The sequence below is a fragment of the Hamadaea tsunoensis DSM 44101 genome, assembly GCF_000428945.1.
GTDB classification, from domain to species: Bacteria; Actinomycetota; Actinomycetes; order Mycobacteriales; family Micromonosporaceae; genus Hamadaea; species Hamadaea tsunoensis.
The window spans coordinates 123252-137881 of record NZ_AUAX01000025.1 but is presented as its reverse complement, the minus strand read 5'-3'; the positions used below and the strand labels follow the sequence as shown (position 1 = coordinate 137881).

11 protein-coding genes and 1 pseudogene are annotated in these 14630 nt (G+C 70.1%); 8 read left to right on the top strand and 4 right to left on the bottom strand.

What is annotated here, in order from left to right:
• Window positions 1-209, bottom strand: a 209-nt coding sequence (locus G401_RS55130; protein ID WP_157546583.1) for a helix-turn-helix domain-containing protein, incomplete at its 3' end; no start/stop codon positions are given.
• Between the two features lie 893 nt (window positions 210-1102).
• Here G401_RS55130 and G401_RS56900 point away from each other — a divergent pair.
• The 5 genes and pseudogenes from G401_RS56900 to G401_RS53530 all read left to right on the top strand — a co-directional run bounded on the left by G401_RS56900 (window position 1103) and on the right by G401_RS53530 (window position 5609).
• Entirely contained in the window at window positions 1103-1441 is a 339-nt protein-coding gene (locus tag G401_RS56900) for an STAS domain-containing protein (protein ID WP_211240882.1), read from the top strand.
• A 72-nt stretch (window positions 1442-1513) separates the two neighbouring features.
• Window positions 1514-2419, top strand: coding sequence for a glycosyltransferase family 4 protein (locus G401_RS53535; RefSeq protein WP_051367367.1), 906 nt, complete (start codon window positions 1514-1516; stop codon window positions 2417-2419).
• A 117-nt stretch (window positions 2420-2536) separates the two neighbouring features.
• Window positions 2537-2983, top strand: a pseudogene (locus tag G401_RS56270) (SRPBCC family protein); the annotation flags it as partial.
• An 839-nt stretch (window positions 2984-3822) separates the two neighbouring features.
• The gene (locus G401_RS49495; protein ID WP_064741888.1) at window positions 3823-5091 is read left to right on the top strand and encodes a mechanosensitive ion channel family protein; all 1269 of its coding nucleotides are present in this window, start codon (window positions 3823-3825) and stop codon (window positions 5089-5091) included.
• Window positions 5092-5243: 152 nt separating this feature from the next.
• Window positions 5244-5609: a TraR/DksA family transcriptional regulator gene (locus G401_RS53530; RefSeq protein WP_051367366.1), complete on the top strand. Its 366-nt coding sequence runs from the start codon at window positions 5244-5246 to the stop codon at window positions 5607-5609.
• A gap of 93 nt (window positions 5610-5702) precedes the next feature.
• Here G401_RS53530 and G401_RS0130440 read toward each other — a convergent pair whose 3' ends face one another.
• Together G401_RS0130440 and G401_RS0130435 are read right to left on the bottom strand one after the other, a co-directional pair.
• Window positions 5703-6983, bottom strand: coding sequence for a cytochrome P450 (locus tag G401_RS0130440; protein WP_034593612.1), 1281 nt, complete (start codon window positions 6981-6983; stop codon window positions 5703-5705).
• A 112-nt stretch (window positions 6984-7095) separates the two neighbouring features.
• Window positions 7096-7596, bottom strand: coding sequence for an EXPERA domain-containing protein (locus tag G401_RS0130435; protein ID WP_027345462.1), 501 nt, complete (start codon window positions 7594-7596; stop codon window positions 7096-7098).
• 163 nt (window positions 7597-7759) lie between these two features.
• Here G401_RS0130435 and G401_RS49485 point away from each other — a divergent pair, with 163 nt between their 5' ends.
• The 3 genes from G401_RS49485 to G401_RS0130420 are packed head-to-tail and all read left to right on the top strand — an operon-like array spanning window position 7760 to window position 12676.
• The gene (locus G401_RS49485; protein WP_051367365.1) at window positions 7760-9214 is read left to right on the top strand and encodes a leucyl aminopeptidase family protein; all 1455 of its coding nucleotides are present in this window, start codon (window positions 7760-7762) and stop codon (window positions 9212-9214) included.
• Window positions 9211-10860 carry an AbgT family transporter gene (locus G401_RS0130425; protein WP_245601891.1) on the top strand — a complete coding sequence of 550 codons (1650 nt, stop codon included), beginning with the start codon at window positions 9211-9213 and terminating at the stop codon, window positions 10858-10860. The genes G401_RS49485 and G401_RS0130425 overlap by 4 nt, the downstream gene beginning before the upstream one ends.
• Before the next feature lie 34 nt (window positions 10861-10894).
• Window positions 10895-12676, top strand: coding sequence for an SLC13 family permease (locus tag G401_RS0130420; RefSeq protein ID WP_027345460.1), 1782 nt, complete (start codon window positions 10895-10897; stop codon window positions 12674-12676).
• 989 nt (window positions 12677-13665) lie between these two features.
• Here the strand turns inward: G401_RS0130420 and G401_RS0130410 are convergent.
• Entirely contained in the window at window positions 13666-14568 is a 903-nt protein-coding gene (locus tag G401_RS0130410; RefSeq protein ID WP_027345459.1) for a LysR family transcriptional regulator, read from the bottom strand.
• Between the last annotated feature and the right edge of the window lie 62 nt (window positions 14569-14630).

Genomic DNA, 14630 nt, shown 5'->3' with positions numbered 1-14630 from the left:
GTGTACCCCCACCGATACAACCCGCCCCGCGTCGAGCCCAGCGGATTCTTCACCCCGTGCCGATGCGAGTTATGACGATCCAACTCCCGCCACACCGTCGAAAAGTCGGTACCGACCGCTACCGCGATCTCCTCGAACGTCGCACCCTGCCGCCACAGATTCTCGATCACCAACCGCAAATCCGCCGTCAGCACATGAGCCCTCGCCACCCGCGACCCCTCTCAACCAGCCAGCACCAAGAAGGTCAACGACCCACTTGCACCGACCGGTTGAGAGGAAGGTCGGGCTTGCCCAAAATGCCCGGACATTCGCGCAAGATCGTCGGCGCTCTGCGGATCCGTGAAGAGCGGGGACGCCGTTCGCCTCGGGCGGCTTGGCCTTTGTCGCGACTGTCCGATATGGGCGCCCGGTGGGGTTGATCGTTTACGGCTGTGGTGTGAAAACGGCTGCCGGATGCATGATCGTTTACGGTTCCGGGGCGCGCCGACCGTCCCTGGCTACACCTGACGCGCAAACGATCATGCAGAGCGGGCTGGATTGACACCCCGGCCGTAAACGATCAAGGAATCGGTGATCCCGGTTCACCTGACGGAAGATCGTTCCCGCATCACAGGAAACACTCGACGGCGAGGCGGCGTTGGCGTGATCCACAGCGGCTGAGCGGTAAAACCCGCCTCTCATCCAAGATCCAAAGCGCCTCAGATGCGGCATGTCGGCCCTGGCTACATCCCAGCCGCACTGGATCGAGGGAGCGGCCCGAAAACTACATCTCAGGCGCGAACGATCACCAGCGAACCGACCCGCCCGACCTCCATATCGGACAGTCGCGACAAAGGCCAGGGGTCGAGGCGGACCAGGGACGCGGTGAACGGCGACCGGGCGGCGGCGAACGATGCTTCGCCCCACTCACCTGGCAGTGGAGGCGCCCCCGGCGCCGGAACGGTCTCCCGCGCGAGGAGCGGAGGTGAGATCGACGAACCCGGGAAATAATGATCTTGCAATAGATCTTGAGGCACCCTTCAGTGGATTGTCAGGCGTCACGGTTAGTCTGGGCGCCGGTGGGTATGGACCGCCCCGGCCATCGGTGACTGGAGTGGAGAACATGCAGATCGAGCACGACCTGACGGGTTCCGGCCCTTCCCTTGTTCTCGCCCTCACCGGCGAGTTGGACATCGCGACCGCCGAGCACGCCGGTGCGGCACTGCTGGCGGCGGTGGAGATGCCGGGCCTGGCCCAGCTCGCGATCGATCTGGCAGCGGTCCCGTTCATCGACAGCACCGGCGTGACGCAGCTGATCAGGGCCGTCGGCCGGGGCAAGGTGCGCGGGGTCACGGTGAAGGTCATCAATCCACGGCCGGCCCACCGATATGTCTTCAACGTGCTGCAACTCAACCCGCTGCTCGGCGTCGAGGACGAGGCGGGGGCCGCGGCCGCCGTGTGATGCCGCTCAGGTGAGCATTTTGACCGGGCATCGGGGGGTTTACGCCGATCCCGGGCGGGTACGCGCGCCCGCATGCACGTCGCCATGATCTCCGCGGACGGTGGCGCTCGCCCGCTCGCGGAGGCCCTGCACCAACTGGGGCACCAGGTCAGCCTGTACGCCGACGCCACCGACCTGCCGTCCGATGATCCACCGGATGTCGTGCACGCCTTCGCGGGCCTCGCCGACGCTGTGGCCTACCGGGAGAAGACCGGGGCGCCGGTGGTGGCGACACCCGCCGCGCTGGCCGCCGGAGGCGTCCCGGCCGCCGACGTCGACCGGATCGTGGCGCCGACGGCGGTGGGCGTACCGGCGTTGCTGCAGGCCGGGGCGGTGCGTACGCAGATCCAGGTGGTTCCGCCCGGCATCGACGTGGACTTCTTCCAGCCGGGTCCGGACGGGCCCGGATCGAGGACGCCGGACCGGCCCGCGCGCGTCCTGTGCGTCGCCGGGCCGGGCGGGGCGGGACTCGCCGACGCCGTGGGGGCGCTACGCCGGGTGCCGGGGGCCCAGCTCATCGTCGAGGGGATCAACCCGTCGGCCACCCCCGGCCGGGTGCACTGGCTCGGCGACGTCCCGCTCGAACGGCGGCCGGCGCTGTTCCGGTCGGTCGACGTGTTCCTGGGTACCGCCCCCGCCGGTATGACCCCGGTCGAGGCGATGGCCTGCGGCACGCCCGTGATCGCGTACGCGCAGGGCGAAGTGGCCGACCAGGTGGCGCACGGGGTCACCGGCACCCTCGTCGAACCCGGCGACGTGGCGAGTCTCGCGGTCGCCCTGCGGGACCTGCTCGACTTCGAACCCCGGCGGTACGCGTACGGGGCGGCAGGGGTCAGTCGCGTCCGCGCCCGGCACGCCTGGCCGCTGGTGGCGGAGCAGATCGAGGCGGTGTATCAGTCCGTGGTCTCGCTGACCGAGCCGGACTCAGCATCCGCCTGATCGCCGCTCCGCATCCGCCTGATCGCCGCTCCGTATCCGCCTGATCGTCACTGCGACGCATATCCCGCCCGGATCGGGGTACGCCTTGGGCAACCGACGAAACGGAGGTAGCCGACCATGGCTCACAAGACCGAGTCCGTCGACGTTGCCGTCCCTGTACGCACGGCGTACAACCAGTGGACGCAGTTCGAGCAGTTCCCCCGGTTCATGCGGCAGGTCAAGGAGGTACGCCAGGTCAACGACACGCTGACGCACTGGACGGTCGAGATCAACGGGATCCGCCGCGAGTTCGACGCGCAGATCACCGAGCAGCAGCCGGACCGGCGCATCGCCTGGTCCTCGATCAACGGCATGCATCAGCGGGGCATGGTGACCTTCGAGCCGATCGACGCCGGCCACACGCGGGTGACCGCGGAGTTGGATCTGGAGCCGAGCGGATTCGCCGAGCACGTCGCCGACGCGACCGGGATGATCGGGCACTCCGTGCACGAGGACCTGGCCAATTTCAAGGAATTCATCGAACATCAGGGCGGCGAGGCCGGCGCGTGGCGGGGCCGTGTCGAGGACGGCCGGGTCACCGGATCATCGGCGGACATCCCCGCCGGGCCGGCCGGACCTGGACGCTCGACCGGGCTGTCCGACCCCGCGACCGGGATGACCGGGATGTCCGACCCCGCGGGAGCACGCGGCATGACGGCACCGGCGGGCACGGGGCCGAGGCCGGGGAGCATGGAGGCTCAGGGCCTGTCCGATCCGGCGGGGATGGCGTCGGCGGACGACGACCGTATGACCCCGCTGAACGACCGGGTCACGCCGCAGACGCTCCGGCAACGCATGACCCCCACACACGGCGCCGGTACGCCGTCCGAACCCGGGGCGATGACCGGCCCTGACACGATGACCGCCTCGGGCGGGGGCGCGATGGCCGGGATGTCCGCGCCGGATCCGCTCGACGATCCGCTGCTGGCCGACCCGGCGCTCAACGACCCGGGGATGGGCGAGCACGACGAGCGCATGCACCGGGACGAGCGCATCCCGGACGACGGCGGGCAGCGGGACGAGCACGGCCGGGACCGGCAGGACCGCGATCCCGACCAGCCCGGCACCTGGCGTCACCCCGACGCCTGATCCGCAGTACCGATCCCGAAGGGCGGGGCTCCGGCCCCGCCCTTCCCTGCTGCCACCCGTCCCTTCTTCCGCGCCCTTCCTCCGCGCCCTTCCTCCGACGATCTTGCGCGAGTGCCCCGAATTTCGCGGCCTATGCCCGAATGGCCCGGACATTCGCGCAAGATCGCCGCAAGAAGAGGGCGGGGGCGGGGATGGGGGTCGATATGGGGTGGTTGGGGGGAGAGATGCGGATAGCATCACGTTTAGGGCCGGCGGAGGGCGGTGAATGATCTCCGATGCACTCAGTCTGGTGGACCGCCGTGGCCGCTGCCGGCGCGGCCGTGCTGGCCCTCATCGCGGTCTCGATCGTCCATAGTGCCGTCGCCCGGCTCGGGCGCCGCTCCGTGGTTCCCGCCGAGATCGCCGCCCACGCCCATCGCCCCTTCCAGATCGTCGCCGTCCTGCTGGCGTTCCGGCTCACGTTGCGCATCTCGCCGGTCCCGGTCGCCGACGGGCTGCTGCACTTTCTCGGGATCGCGCTCATCGTGTCGGCCGCGTGGCTGATCGCCGCGATCCTCATCGCCCTGGAGGACGCGGCCGAGTCCCGCTACCGCATCGACGTGCCGGACAACCGGCAGGCCCGCCGCATCCGCACCCAGGTGGTCATGCTGCGGCGGGTGACCATCGCGGCGATCGTGGTGGTCACCCTGGGACTCATCCTGATGACCTTTCCCGAGGTACGCGCGGTCGGCGCCAGCCTGCTCGCGTCGGCCGGCGTCATCGGGATCGTGGCCGCCCTGGCCGCCCAGAGCGTCCTGGGCAACGTGATCGCGGGACTGCAGATCGCCTTCTCGGACGCGATCCGGCTGGACGACGTCGTGGTCGTCGAGGGCGAGTGGGCGCGGGTCGAGGAGATCACCCTCAGCCATGTCGTCCTGCAGATCTGGGACGACCGGCGGCTCATCATGCCGACGTCCTATTTCACGACGAAGCCCTACCAGAACTGGACGCGGCAGAAGTCCGAGGTGCTCGGCACGGTCGAACTGGACGTCGACTTCGCCGCCGACGTCCAGGCCCTGCGCGAGGAGTTGCGGCACGTCGTGGAGGCCGCCGACCTCTGGGACCAGCGGGTCTGCGTACTGCAGGTGACCGATGCCGTGGAGGGACGCGTACACCTGCGGGCACTGGTCAGCGCGCCCGACGCGCCCCGGCTGTGGGACCTGCGCTGCCTGGTACGCGAGCACCTCGTCGGCTGGATCCGCGACCACCAGCCGACGGCGTTTCCGCGTACGCGGGCGGAACTGGCGACGGCCGACGCGACCAGGAACTTCGGCTGGACCGCCACCCGGCCGGTGCCGCACCGGCCGATGTCCTTTGAGGAGGGTGACGACCGCGTGTTCAGCGGGAGCGTGGACGGCGAGGCCCGGGCGCAGCAGTTCACCGGGCCGGATCCGTCGCTGCAGTCGGTCGTCCTGGCCGAGCAGGCACTCCTCGACGAGCCCGCCGACGAGGCGGATCACGACGGCGAAGCCACCGACGAGTCCACTATGCACGGTCTTTCCTGAACGGTCGCCTCGCCGGTCGCTGTGACTTTGCTGTGCAGGTGGTAACGGAACGAGCTTCCGCGTTTGCGCGGTGCCACTCTGGGTAGAGCGTCGCGCAACACGTCCACGGCGGCCCGCACCCCGGGCCGCCGTCCGAACAACAGGAGGCTGCCATGACCGTCACCGCGGACCGCGCCACGTCCGAACTCGGCAGCCTGCTGCTGTCGCGCTATGAGGAGACCGCCGAGCGGTACCAGACCCAGCTGCACACCGCCGTGGTGCTGCGGCGCGACGGCCGCGAGCTCGGCGACATCGCCGACGAGGGCACCATGGCCGCCGACGTCGAGCAGCAGGACATGCTGACCGCCTCCCTGCACGAGCAGCTCGTCCGCATGGAGGAGGCGCTGCGGCGCTACGAGGACGGCTCGCTCGGCACCTGCGAGCGCTGCGGGGGGCAGATCCCGGAGGGCCGGCTGGAGATCATGCCGTGGGCGACGCACTGCGTACCGTGCCAGGCCGCCGCCGACAAGCACCGGTGAGGGCGGCCGGACAGGGCTTCATCGAGGGGGGTGTCGCGTGATCGGAGTCGCCGGCGGGGCGGCTCCGATCACGCGAACGTCTATGGAGCCGGTCTAGCCCTTCGGGTGCACCGGCAGCGCGGTTGTTCCGTACACAATGGACGCCGGACGGAACGGCAGGGTGGCCGGGTCCGCGGCGAGCCGCAGATCCGGGAAGCGCCGCAGCAGCGCGGGGTACGCCTGCCGCAGCTCCATCCGGGCCAGCTCCGCGCCGACGCAGCGGTGGATGCCGTGGCCGAAGGCGAGATGCGGGGAGACCGCCCGGTGCGGGTCGAATCCGTCCGCGCCGCCGTTGCCCGGGTCCCGGTCGGCCGCGATGAGCGACACGAGCACCACGTCGCCGGCCTTGACGTCGATGCCGCAGATCGTCTGGTCCCGGGTCGCGAAGCGCGGGAAGGCCACCTGCACGACCGTGAGATAGCGCAGCAGTTCCTCGACGACGCGGTGGACGTCGGCCGGGCCGCCGGCGCGTACCAGGTCGGCGGCCTCGGGATGGTCCAACAGCACCAGTACGCCGAGCGCCAGCATGCTCGCGCTGGTCTCCAGCCCGCCGGTGAGCAGGCCGTCGGCCAGGCCCGCCAGCTCCTCGTCGCCGATCGCGTCGCCGTTGTCCCTGATGAGCGCGCCGAGCAGCCCCTCACCGGGATGGGCCCGCTCCCGGGCGACGAGTTCGCGCATGTAGACGAGCGAATCGTCGAGCGCCTCGAAGGAAGCGCTCGTCTTGCCGAACATGTCGAACCGGGCCGCGCTGAGCTCCTGGAACTTCTCGCGCTCGGCGTACGGGACGCCGAGCAGCTCGCAGATCGTCAGTGTCGGGACCGGCAGCGCGAACGCCTCCCAGAGGTCGACCGGGCCGTCGGCGGCCGCGATGGCGTCCAGCCGGCCGGTCACGATCGCGTCGATCCGGGGTTCCAGGCGGGCCAGCCGCCGCATCGTGAACTCCGGGGTCAGCAGCTTGCGCAGCCGGGTGTGGTCGGGCGGATCGGCGAAGCCCAGGCCGCCCGGGTGCGTGGCGCCCGCCTGGCCGACCCCGCCCGCGAGGTGCCGGAAGTCGTTGGAGAAGCCGTCCGCCGTCGAGAGCACGGTCTTGGCTTCCTCATGGCCGGTGACCAGCCACGCGGTGATGCCGAACGGCAGCGGGAAGCGGCTGAACGGGGCGGCGTCCCGCCAGGCGGCCAGCGCCGGGACCGGGTCCATGCCGTCGCGCCGCAGCGGCATGAGCACCGAGGGCGGCAGCATGCTGATCCCGGACAGGTCCGTCGGCAACCGGTCGAGGTGCCGCAGCGCCCGTCCACGCGCCCAGGAGGTCACACGGGCGCGTACCACGTCAAGCATCTGGGTCTCACCTTCCGCCGAGGAGTTGTGCGGTCGAGGCTTGTTGGTCGCGGTTCGCCGCTCAGGAGTTCCCCGCTATGAACAAGTCCACCCGATCACCGGCCGGTTCCCGTCAGAACCTCCGGGTGAACGGCAGCGGTTTGCGCATGCGTACGAGCAGCAGCAGCGGCAGCAGGACGTAGGGCAGGTTGAACGCGAGGAACTTGGCCGGATTCTGCGTACGCGACGCGGCCTCGCCGAAGAACTCCACGCCGAACACGATGACGCCGGTGATGGACGAGATCATCGTCGCATAGATCACGGCCGGCAGCTGTACCCAGTTCCAGCCCTTGACCAGGCTGAACACCAGTACGACGTAGAACGGCATGTACACGAACGCCGACAGGCCGGTCACGATCCGCATCCAGTCCGGCGGGTTCATGAACAGCGGATCGGCGTCGTGCGCGTACCAGTAGTTGGAGTTGACGAAGAAGTTCGACGACGGGTGGGAGAAGTCCACGCCGATCGTGGGCAGCAGGTCGCTGATGATCGAGGTGATCGTGAAGGCCGAGAAGACGACGGCGAGCACGATGTCGATCCGGCGCTCACGCAACGGCAGGTTGCCGGGGGTCATGCCGGATGATCTTAGTGGCCCCGCGGCGGGCCGGGGATCGGTGGAATGGCGCCGGACGTCACCGAAAAGCCGCGAAGTCCGTCGTTTTTGAGCGGAATTGTCGGTTGTCGCGCGAGAATCACACCGGACGGCCCACGGGGGGCCTCCGAAGTGGGGGCCGATCATGACTGCGCTCGCCGACACGTCGCTCCAGCAGACGCTGCTCGCCGACCGGTTCGAGCCGATCCCGTCCTGGCGGACCCTGCCCGCCGTGGCCGTCGGCGACCCGCCGGGCGACGCCGTGCGCGGCGTACCGGTGGCGGTCGGCGCGGTCCCCCGTGGCCTGGACGCCTTCGGTTTCCACGGTGAGATCGGCCAGACCACCTTGACCACCGGGCCGGGCGGCGGACTCGTCGTCGCGTACGGGGTCGGCGAACCGGGTTCGCTGACGCCGACGGGGATACGCGACGCGGCCGCCGCCTGTGCCCGGGCCGCCGCCGACGCCCCCAGCATCGCCCTGGAGATCCCGGATCCCGGGCTCACCGCCGCCGCCGTCGAAGGCGTGCTGCTCGCCCGGTACCGGTACGCGACGTTGCGGAAGGACGCTCCCGGCGTACCCCTGGACAAGCTGACGATCGTCGGCGGCGACCTGGACGGCGTACGCCGGGGTCTGGCTTATGCGCAGGCGGGGGTGCTGGCGCGGGACCTGGCGAACGCGCCGCCGAGCCTGCTGACCGCGACCCGGATGGCGAAGGCAGCGCAGCGGGTGGGTGCCGACGCGGGCCTGAGCGTGGAGGTCTTCGACAAGGCCGCGCTGCTGGAGATGGGGTGCGGCGGCCTGCTCGGGGTGAACGCGGGCAGCGCCGATCCGCCCATGATGATCAAACTGAGGTACGCGCCCGCGGCCCCCACGGCCCGGCTGACCCTGGTCGGCAAGGGCATCATGTACGACTCGGGCGGCATCGCCCTGAAGCCGGCGGACGCGGTGCACGCGACCATGAAGAACGACATGTCCGGCGCGGGGGCGATCTTCGCGGCGATGAGCGTCCTGCGCGACGTGGCCTGCCCGGTCGCGGTGACCGGCTATCTCATGTGCACGGACAACATGCCGTCCGGCTCGGCGACCAAGCTCGGCGACGTCCTGTCCATCCGCGGCGGCACGACCGTGGAGGTGGTCAACACCGACGCCGAGGGCCGCCTGGTCATGGCGGACGCGCTGGTGCTCGCGACCGAGGAGCCGACCGACGCGATCGTCGACATCGCCACGCTGACCGGGGCGTGCATGCGCGCCCTCGGTACGGAGATCGCCGGCGTGATGGGCAACGACCAGCCGCTGATCGACCGCGTGATCGCGGCCGCCGAGGCGGTCGACGAGCCGGTCTGGCAGTTGCCGCTGGCCCGCCGCTACCGCCGGGAGCTGGACTCGCAGATCGCCGACATCAAGAACCTGGGCGGGCTGAACGCGGCCGCCATTCACGCGGCGCTCTTCCTGGAGGAGTTCGTGGCCGGCAGACCGTGGGCGCATCTCGACATCGCCGGGGTGGCGCAGGTGGAGACGCCGTCCTCGTGGCGTACGCCCGGATGTTCCGGTTTCGGCGCCCGCCTCCTGCTGGAGCTGGCCGAACGGTTCGCGCGGTGACCGCCGAGGCGCTGCCGGCGAAGCGCACCTTCACCCAGCGGATGCTGGACGGAGTCGAGCGCGCCGGCAACAAGGTCCCGCATCCCGTCATGATCTTCCTGATCCTCATCGGACTGATCATCGTGCTGTCGGCGATCCTGGCCGCCTTCAACGTCAGGGTCACCTACGAGGTCGCCGCGCCGGCCCCGGTCGTCGCCGAGCAGACCTACGACGGCGGCACCTACGAGCCCGGCCTGGAAGCCCACGACGTGCATCCGCCGGTGGAGACGCACGTCGAGACAGCCAAGATCAAGAGCATGCTCACCGCCGACGGCATCCGGTTCATCTTCACCTCGGCGGTGCAGAACTTCACCAACTTCGGCGTTGTCGGCGTCATCCTGGTCGCGATGATCGGCGTGGGTCTCGCCGAGCAGGCCGGCCTGATCGGCGCGCTGATCCGCAAGCTGGTCGCGGTCGCCCCGAAATGGTCGCTGACCTTCATCATCGTGCTGCTCGGCATCGTCTCCTCGATCGCCTCGGACGCCGGCTACCTGGTCCTGATCCCGCTGGGCGCGGTCGCGTTCATGAGCGTCGGCCGACATCCGCTGGCCGGACTCGCGGCGGCGTTCGCCGCGGTGGGCGCGACCTTCGGCGTCAACGTGCTGATCACACCGATCGACGGCATCGTGACCGAGGTGACGAACGAGTCGGCGGCGCTGGTCGATCCGACGCGGACGATCGGGCTGACCGCGAACCTGTTCTTCGGCATCGGTTCGACGATCTTCCTCGCCTTCCTGATCACCTTCATCACCGAGAAGATCGTCGAGCCCCGCCTCGGCAAGTTCACCGGGAAACCCGTCGCCGCCGGTCCGGACGACGTCGCGGCGGACGCTCCGGACGAGGGAAACCAGCAGCGCGGCCTGCGGTACGCGCTCTGGGGCTTCCTGGTCGTCTTCGTCATCCTGCTGCTGATGACCGTGCCGAGCTGGGGCATCCTGCGCAACCCGAAGACGGGCAGCCTCGTCGAAGACTCGCCGCTGATGGACAGCCTGATCTTCCTGATCATGCTCATCTTCCTGGTCTGCGGCCTGGCCTACGGCTACGGCGCCGGTACGCTCAAGGGCAGCGCGGCGGCCATGAGCGCGATCACGAAGACGTTCGCCGGCCTGGGCGGCCTGATCTTCATGCTGCTCGTGATCGCGCAGTTCATCGCGTACTTCAACTACACGAACATGGCGACCGTGGCCGCGGTGAAGATGGCGGACTGGCTGGAGAGCGCCAACATCGGTCCGTTGTGGCTGCTCATCGGCTTCATCATCGTGACGCTGATCCTGGACATCATCATCCCGGGCGTGATCCCGAAGTGGGCGATCTTCGCCCCCATCTTCGTCCCGCTCTTCCTGCGGCTGGGCGTCGCGCCGCAGACCGTGCTGGCCGCGTACCGGGTGGGCGACTCGCCGATGAACGTGGTCACCCCGCTCATGGTCTACCTGCCGTTCATCGTGCTGCTCGCGCAGAAGTACAAGAAGGCGGCCGGGGTGGGGACCGTGGTGTCGCTGATGATCCCGTACACGCTGATCGTCGCGGTGGGCTGGACGCTCTTCTTCGTGGCCTGGTACCTGATCGGCATCCCGCTCGGCCCCGGCGCCCCGGTGCACCTGCCATGAGGACTCCCGGCACGCCTGGAAGAGCCTCCGTGTCGTGAGCGACGCGACCGTCTGCCTGATCATCCTGGTCGCGGTCGTCGCGCTCTTCGTCTGGAACCGGCTGCCGGTCGAGATCGTCGCGGTCGGTTCCGCCCTCGCCCTGTGGGCCGCCGGCGTCCTGCCGTTCGCGCAGGTCTTCGCCGGGTTCGGCGACCCCGTCATCCCGTTCGTCGCCGGGCTGTTCGTGGTCAGCGAAGGGCTGAACGCGTCCGGCGTGACCGCGTGGCTCGGCCGCCAGCTCGTCCTGCGCGCCGGCGAGAGCCGCCGCCGGCTGCTCGCGGCGACCATGCTGCTCGCCGCCGCCCTGGCCGCCCTGATCAGCGTCAACGGCGCGACCGCCGCCCTGCTGCCGATGGTCGTCCTGCTCGCCGTCCGGCTCGGCCGCTCCCCCGCCGGCCTCGCCATGCCCGTCGCCTTCGCCGGCCACGCCGGCTCGCTGCTCCTGCTCACCGCCACACCGATCAACCTGCTGGTCTCGGAGGGCGCCGTCACCGCGGGCGGCCGGGCCTTCGGATTCGCCGAGTACGCGCTGGTCGGCGTACCGCTCGTGGTCGGCACGATCGCGCTGACCACCGGGCTCGGCGACCGGCTGCTGCCCGCCCGCACGCCCCGGTCGCTGCCACCGGACCTCGGCGGCCACGCGCGTACGCTCATCCGCCACTACGACCTCACCGCCCAGGCGGCCGGGTTACGGGTCGGCCCGCACTCGGACGTGTCCACCCTGGACGAACCGGGTCTCGTGGTCTTCGGCGCGGTGACCGCCGACCGCCGGCCGCGCGGAGACGCCCCGCCCCAGCCCGGCGACGTCCTCGTGGTCCGCGGCCCGGAGGGCGTCGTGCACGCGTACGCCGACCGCCGCGGCCTGGCCCACGTCCCCCGCGACGTGAGCGACAAGCTGGCCACGATCCTGCTCAACAACGAGCTCGGCGTGGCGGAGGTGGTCCTCGGCCCGCGCAGCGCCCTCGTCGGCGACACGGTCAGCCCGGGGATGACCACGGACAGCGGCGAACTCGTGGTCCTGGCCGTACACCGCAACGGCGACCAGCTCGGCCCCGGCGCCGTGGCTCTCGTACCCGGCGACATGCTGCTGGTCCAGGGCTCCTGGCTGGCGCTGGACCGGGTCACCGGCGACCGCGACGTCCTGCTCGTCGACGAGCCCTCGGCCGTACGCCGCCAGGCTCTCCCGCTCGGCCCCGGCGCCCGGCCGGCCCTGGTCATCCTCGCCGCGATGATCGTGCTGCTCGCGACGGGTCTGTTCCCGCCGGCCGCCGTCGCCGTCCTGGCCGCCGGGGCGATGATCGTGTCCCGCGTCCTGACGATGGGGCAGGCGTACGAGGGGATCTCCTGGACCACGATCATGATCGTGGCGGGGCTCATCCCGCTGTCCGTCGCGATGCGACAGTCCGGACTCGCCGACGACCTCGCCCACCTCGTGGTACGCCTGTTCGGCGCGAGCGGGATCCTGCTGCTGCTCGGCATGTTCCTGCTCACGGCGATCTTCGGGCAGGTCATCAGCAACACGGCGACGGCGCTGATCGTCATCCCGATCGGCGCGGCGGCCGCGACGGAGGCCGCGATCTCGGTCCAGCCGGTGATGATGTGCATCGCGGTGGCCGCGGCGGGCGCGTTCCTCACACCGATCGCCACGGCGGCGAACCTGATGGTCAAGGATCCGGGCGGGTACCGGTTCGGCGACTACTGGAAGCTGGGGCTGGTCCTGCTGAGCTGGTTCCTGCTGATCGGCGTCATCGTGGTCCCGTTCATCTGGCCCCTCTGACCGGCGCTCTTTCCAAGATCCCGCTTGGATCAGGGAAATCACTCGAATCTTGGGCTCTTCCCCTGCATGTATTAGGTCGATGACGGTGGGGGTGGATCAAAATCATGATCAATTTCTTGTCCCGGTTTCGTCGATCTCACCTCCGCTCCTCACGCGGGAGACCGTTCCGGCCTCTCCGCTGCGCTCCGAGGCCTCCACTGCCAGGTGAGTGGGGCGAAGCATCGTTCGCCATCGCCCGCTCACGGTTTCACTCCGACCCGCGCCCGTCCCGCGCCCGTCCTGTGTCACCCCGGCCTTTGTCGCGACTGTCCGATATGGGGCTCGGGCGGGTTCGGCGGCTTGATCATGTGACGCTATTCCGGCGGCGGGACCGTCCTGGCCTTGATCATGTGACGCCAGTTCGGCGGGAGAGCGCGATCTCACCGAACTGGCGATACATGATCAAGGAGGTGGCCGTGATCATGTCCGGTATCCACTGCGGGCCTGTCGCCATCCAGGTTGCGGGAGGGATCTTCCCGACAGTGCGACGCGCCTCGTGCTTTGCCCCGACCTTGCCGTTTCCCTGACCACCGGGCCTTGATCATGTCGCTGATATATGTCGAAGTGGATGGCCAAGCCTTGATCATGTAACTCATATATGTCATAGCGGCCGTATTTCGACATATATGAGTTACATGATCAAGGCCGATACGCGCACGCCCGGTTCCGGCCTGACGAGAGCGCACGAGTGGGCCGCCGGGCCTGTGATCATCTGTGGCTGGGAGGTAGATGCGTCTGGGGCCGCCATGGGTCACGTCCGAGCCGTCCCGCTGCCGCCCTTGCTCGGCGATGCAGGGAACGGTCTTCCGTTAGTGAACGGCCGTCGCCGGCGGCCCGCCCAGCGCGCATAGCGGACAGTCGCGACAAAGGCCGGACCGAGACAGGACTGCGGGGCGAATCTCGGCCATGATCGTGTGGATCGCTGATCCACACGGGATCTTGGAAGCCCGTCAGGAGAGGGAGAGGGTGCGGGTGGCGGCGTGGAGGTGGGTGAGGAACTCCGTGACCGCCGGCGACGGCGTACGCCCGGCGGCCGTCGCCGCGAAGACCCGGCGTACCGACTCGTCGGCGGGGTGCAGGCGGAGCAGGGCGATGTCCGGCGGCGTACCCCGGACGGCCAGGGCCGGGATGAGCGCCACGCCCAGCCCCGCGGCCACGCACCCGAGTTTGCCGGTCCAGTCGGCCGCGATGATGTCGATCCTGGGCCGGAACCCGGCCGGCAGGCTGGCTCGCAGCAGCGTCTTCTCGGCCGTCGCCGACCCGGCGATGAAGGGCTCGTCGGCGAACTCCGCGAGGCGTACCGTGCGGCGGCGCGCGAGGCGGTGACCGCGCGCCACGGCCAGCAGCAGCCGCTCGTCGAGCAGGTGGTGCAGCTCGAAGCGCTCCGGTTCCAGCAGGTCCGCGGGCGACGAACTCACCACCGCGAGGTCCGCCTCCCCCGCCGCGAGCCGGTCCAGCAGTGCCGGGGTCAGTCCCTCCACCAAGGACAGAGCCACTCCCGGGTACGCCTCGCGGAACGACGCCAGCGCCCGCGGGACGAGGGCGGCGACCGCGGTCGCGAAGGCGCCGACGCGTAACCGGCCGCTGCCGAGGCGGCGCCGGTCGTCGAGGTCCCGGCGGGCGGCGTCGAGGCGGCCGAGGACGGCGTCGGCGTACGGGAGCAGGGCGGTCCCCTCGTCGGTCAAGGTGACGCCGCGGGCGAGCCGGTCGAACAGCCGCCCACCGAGCTCGGCCTCGAGAGCGGCGATCTGCCGGGAGACGGCCGACTGGGTGTAGCGGAGTTCGCGGGCGGCCGCCGAGATCGACCGCGTCCGCGCGACGGTCCTGAACACTTCCAGCAGTTGGGTCTCCACGCCCGACAGGTTAGCCGGACATGCCGGTCACGCATGGCTCGCATGCGATTCATTCGTTGGTG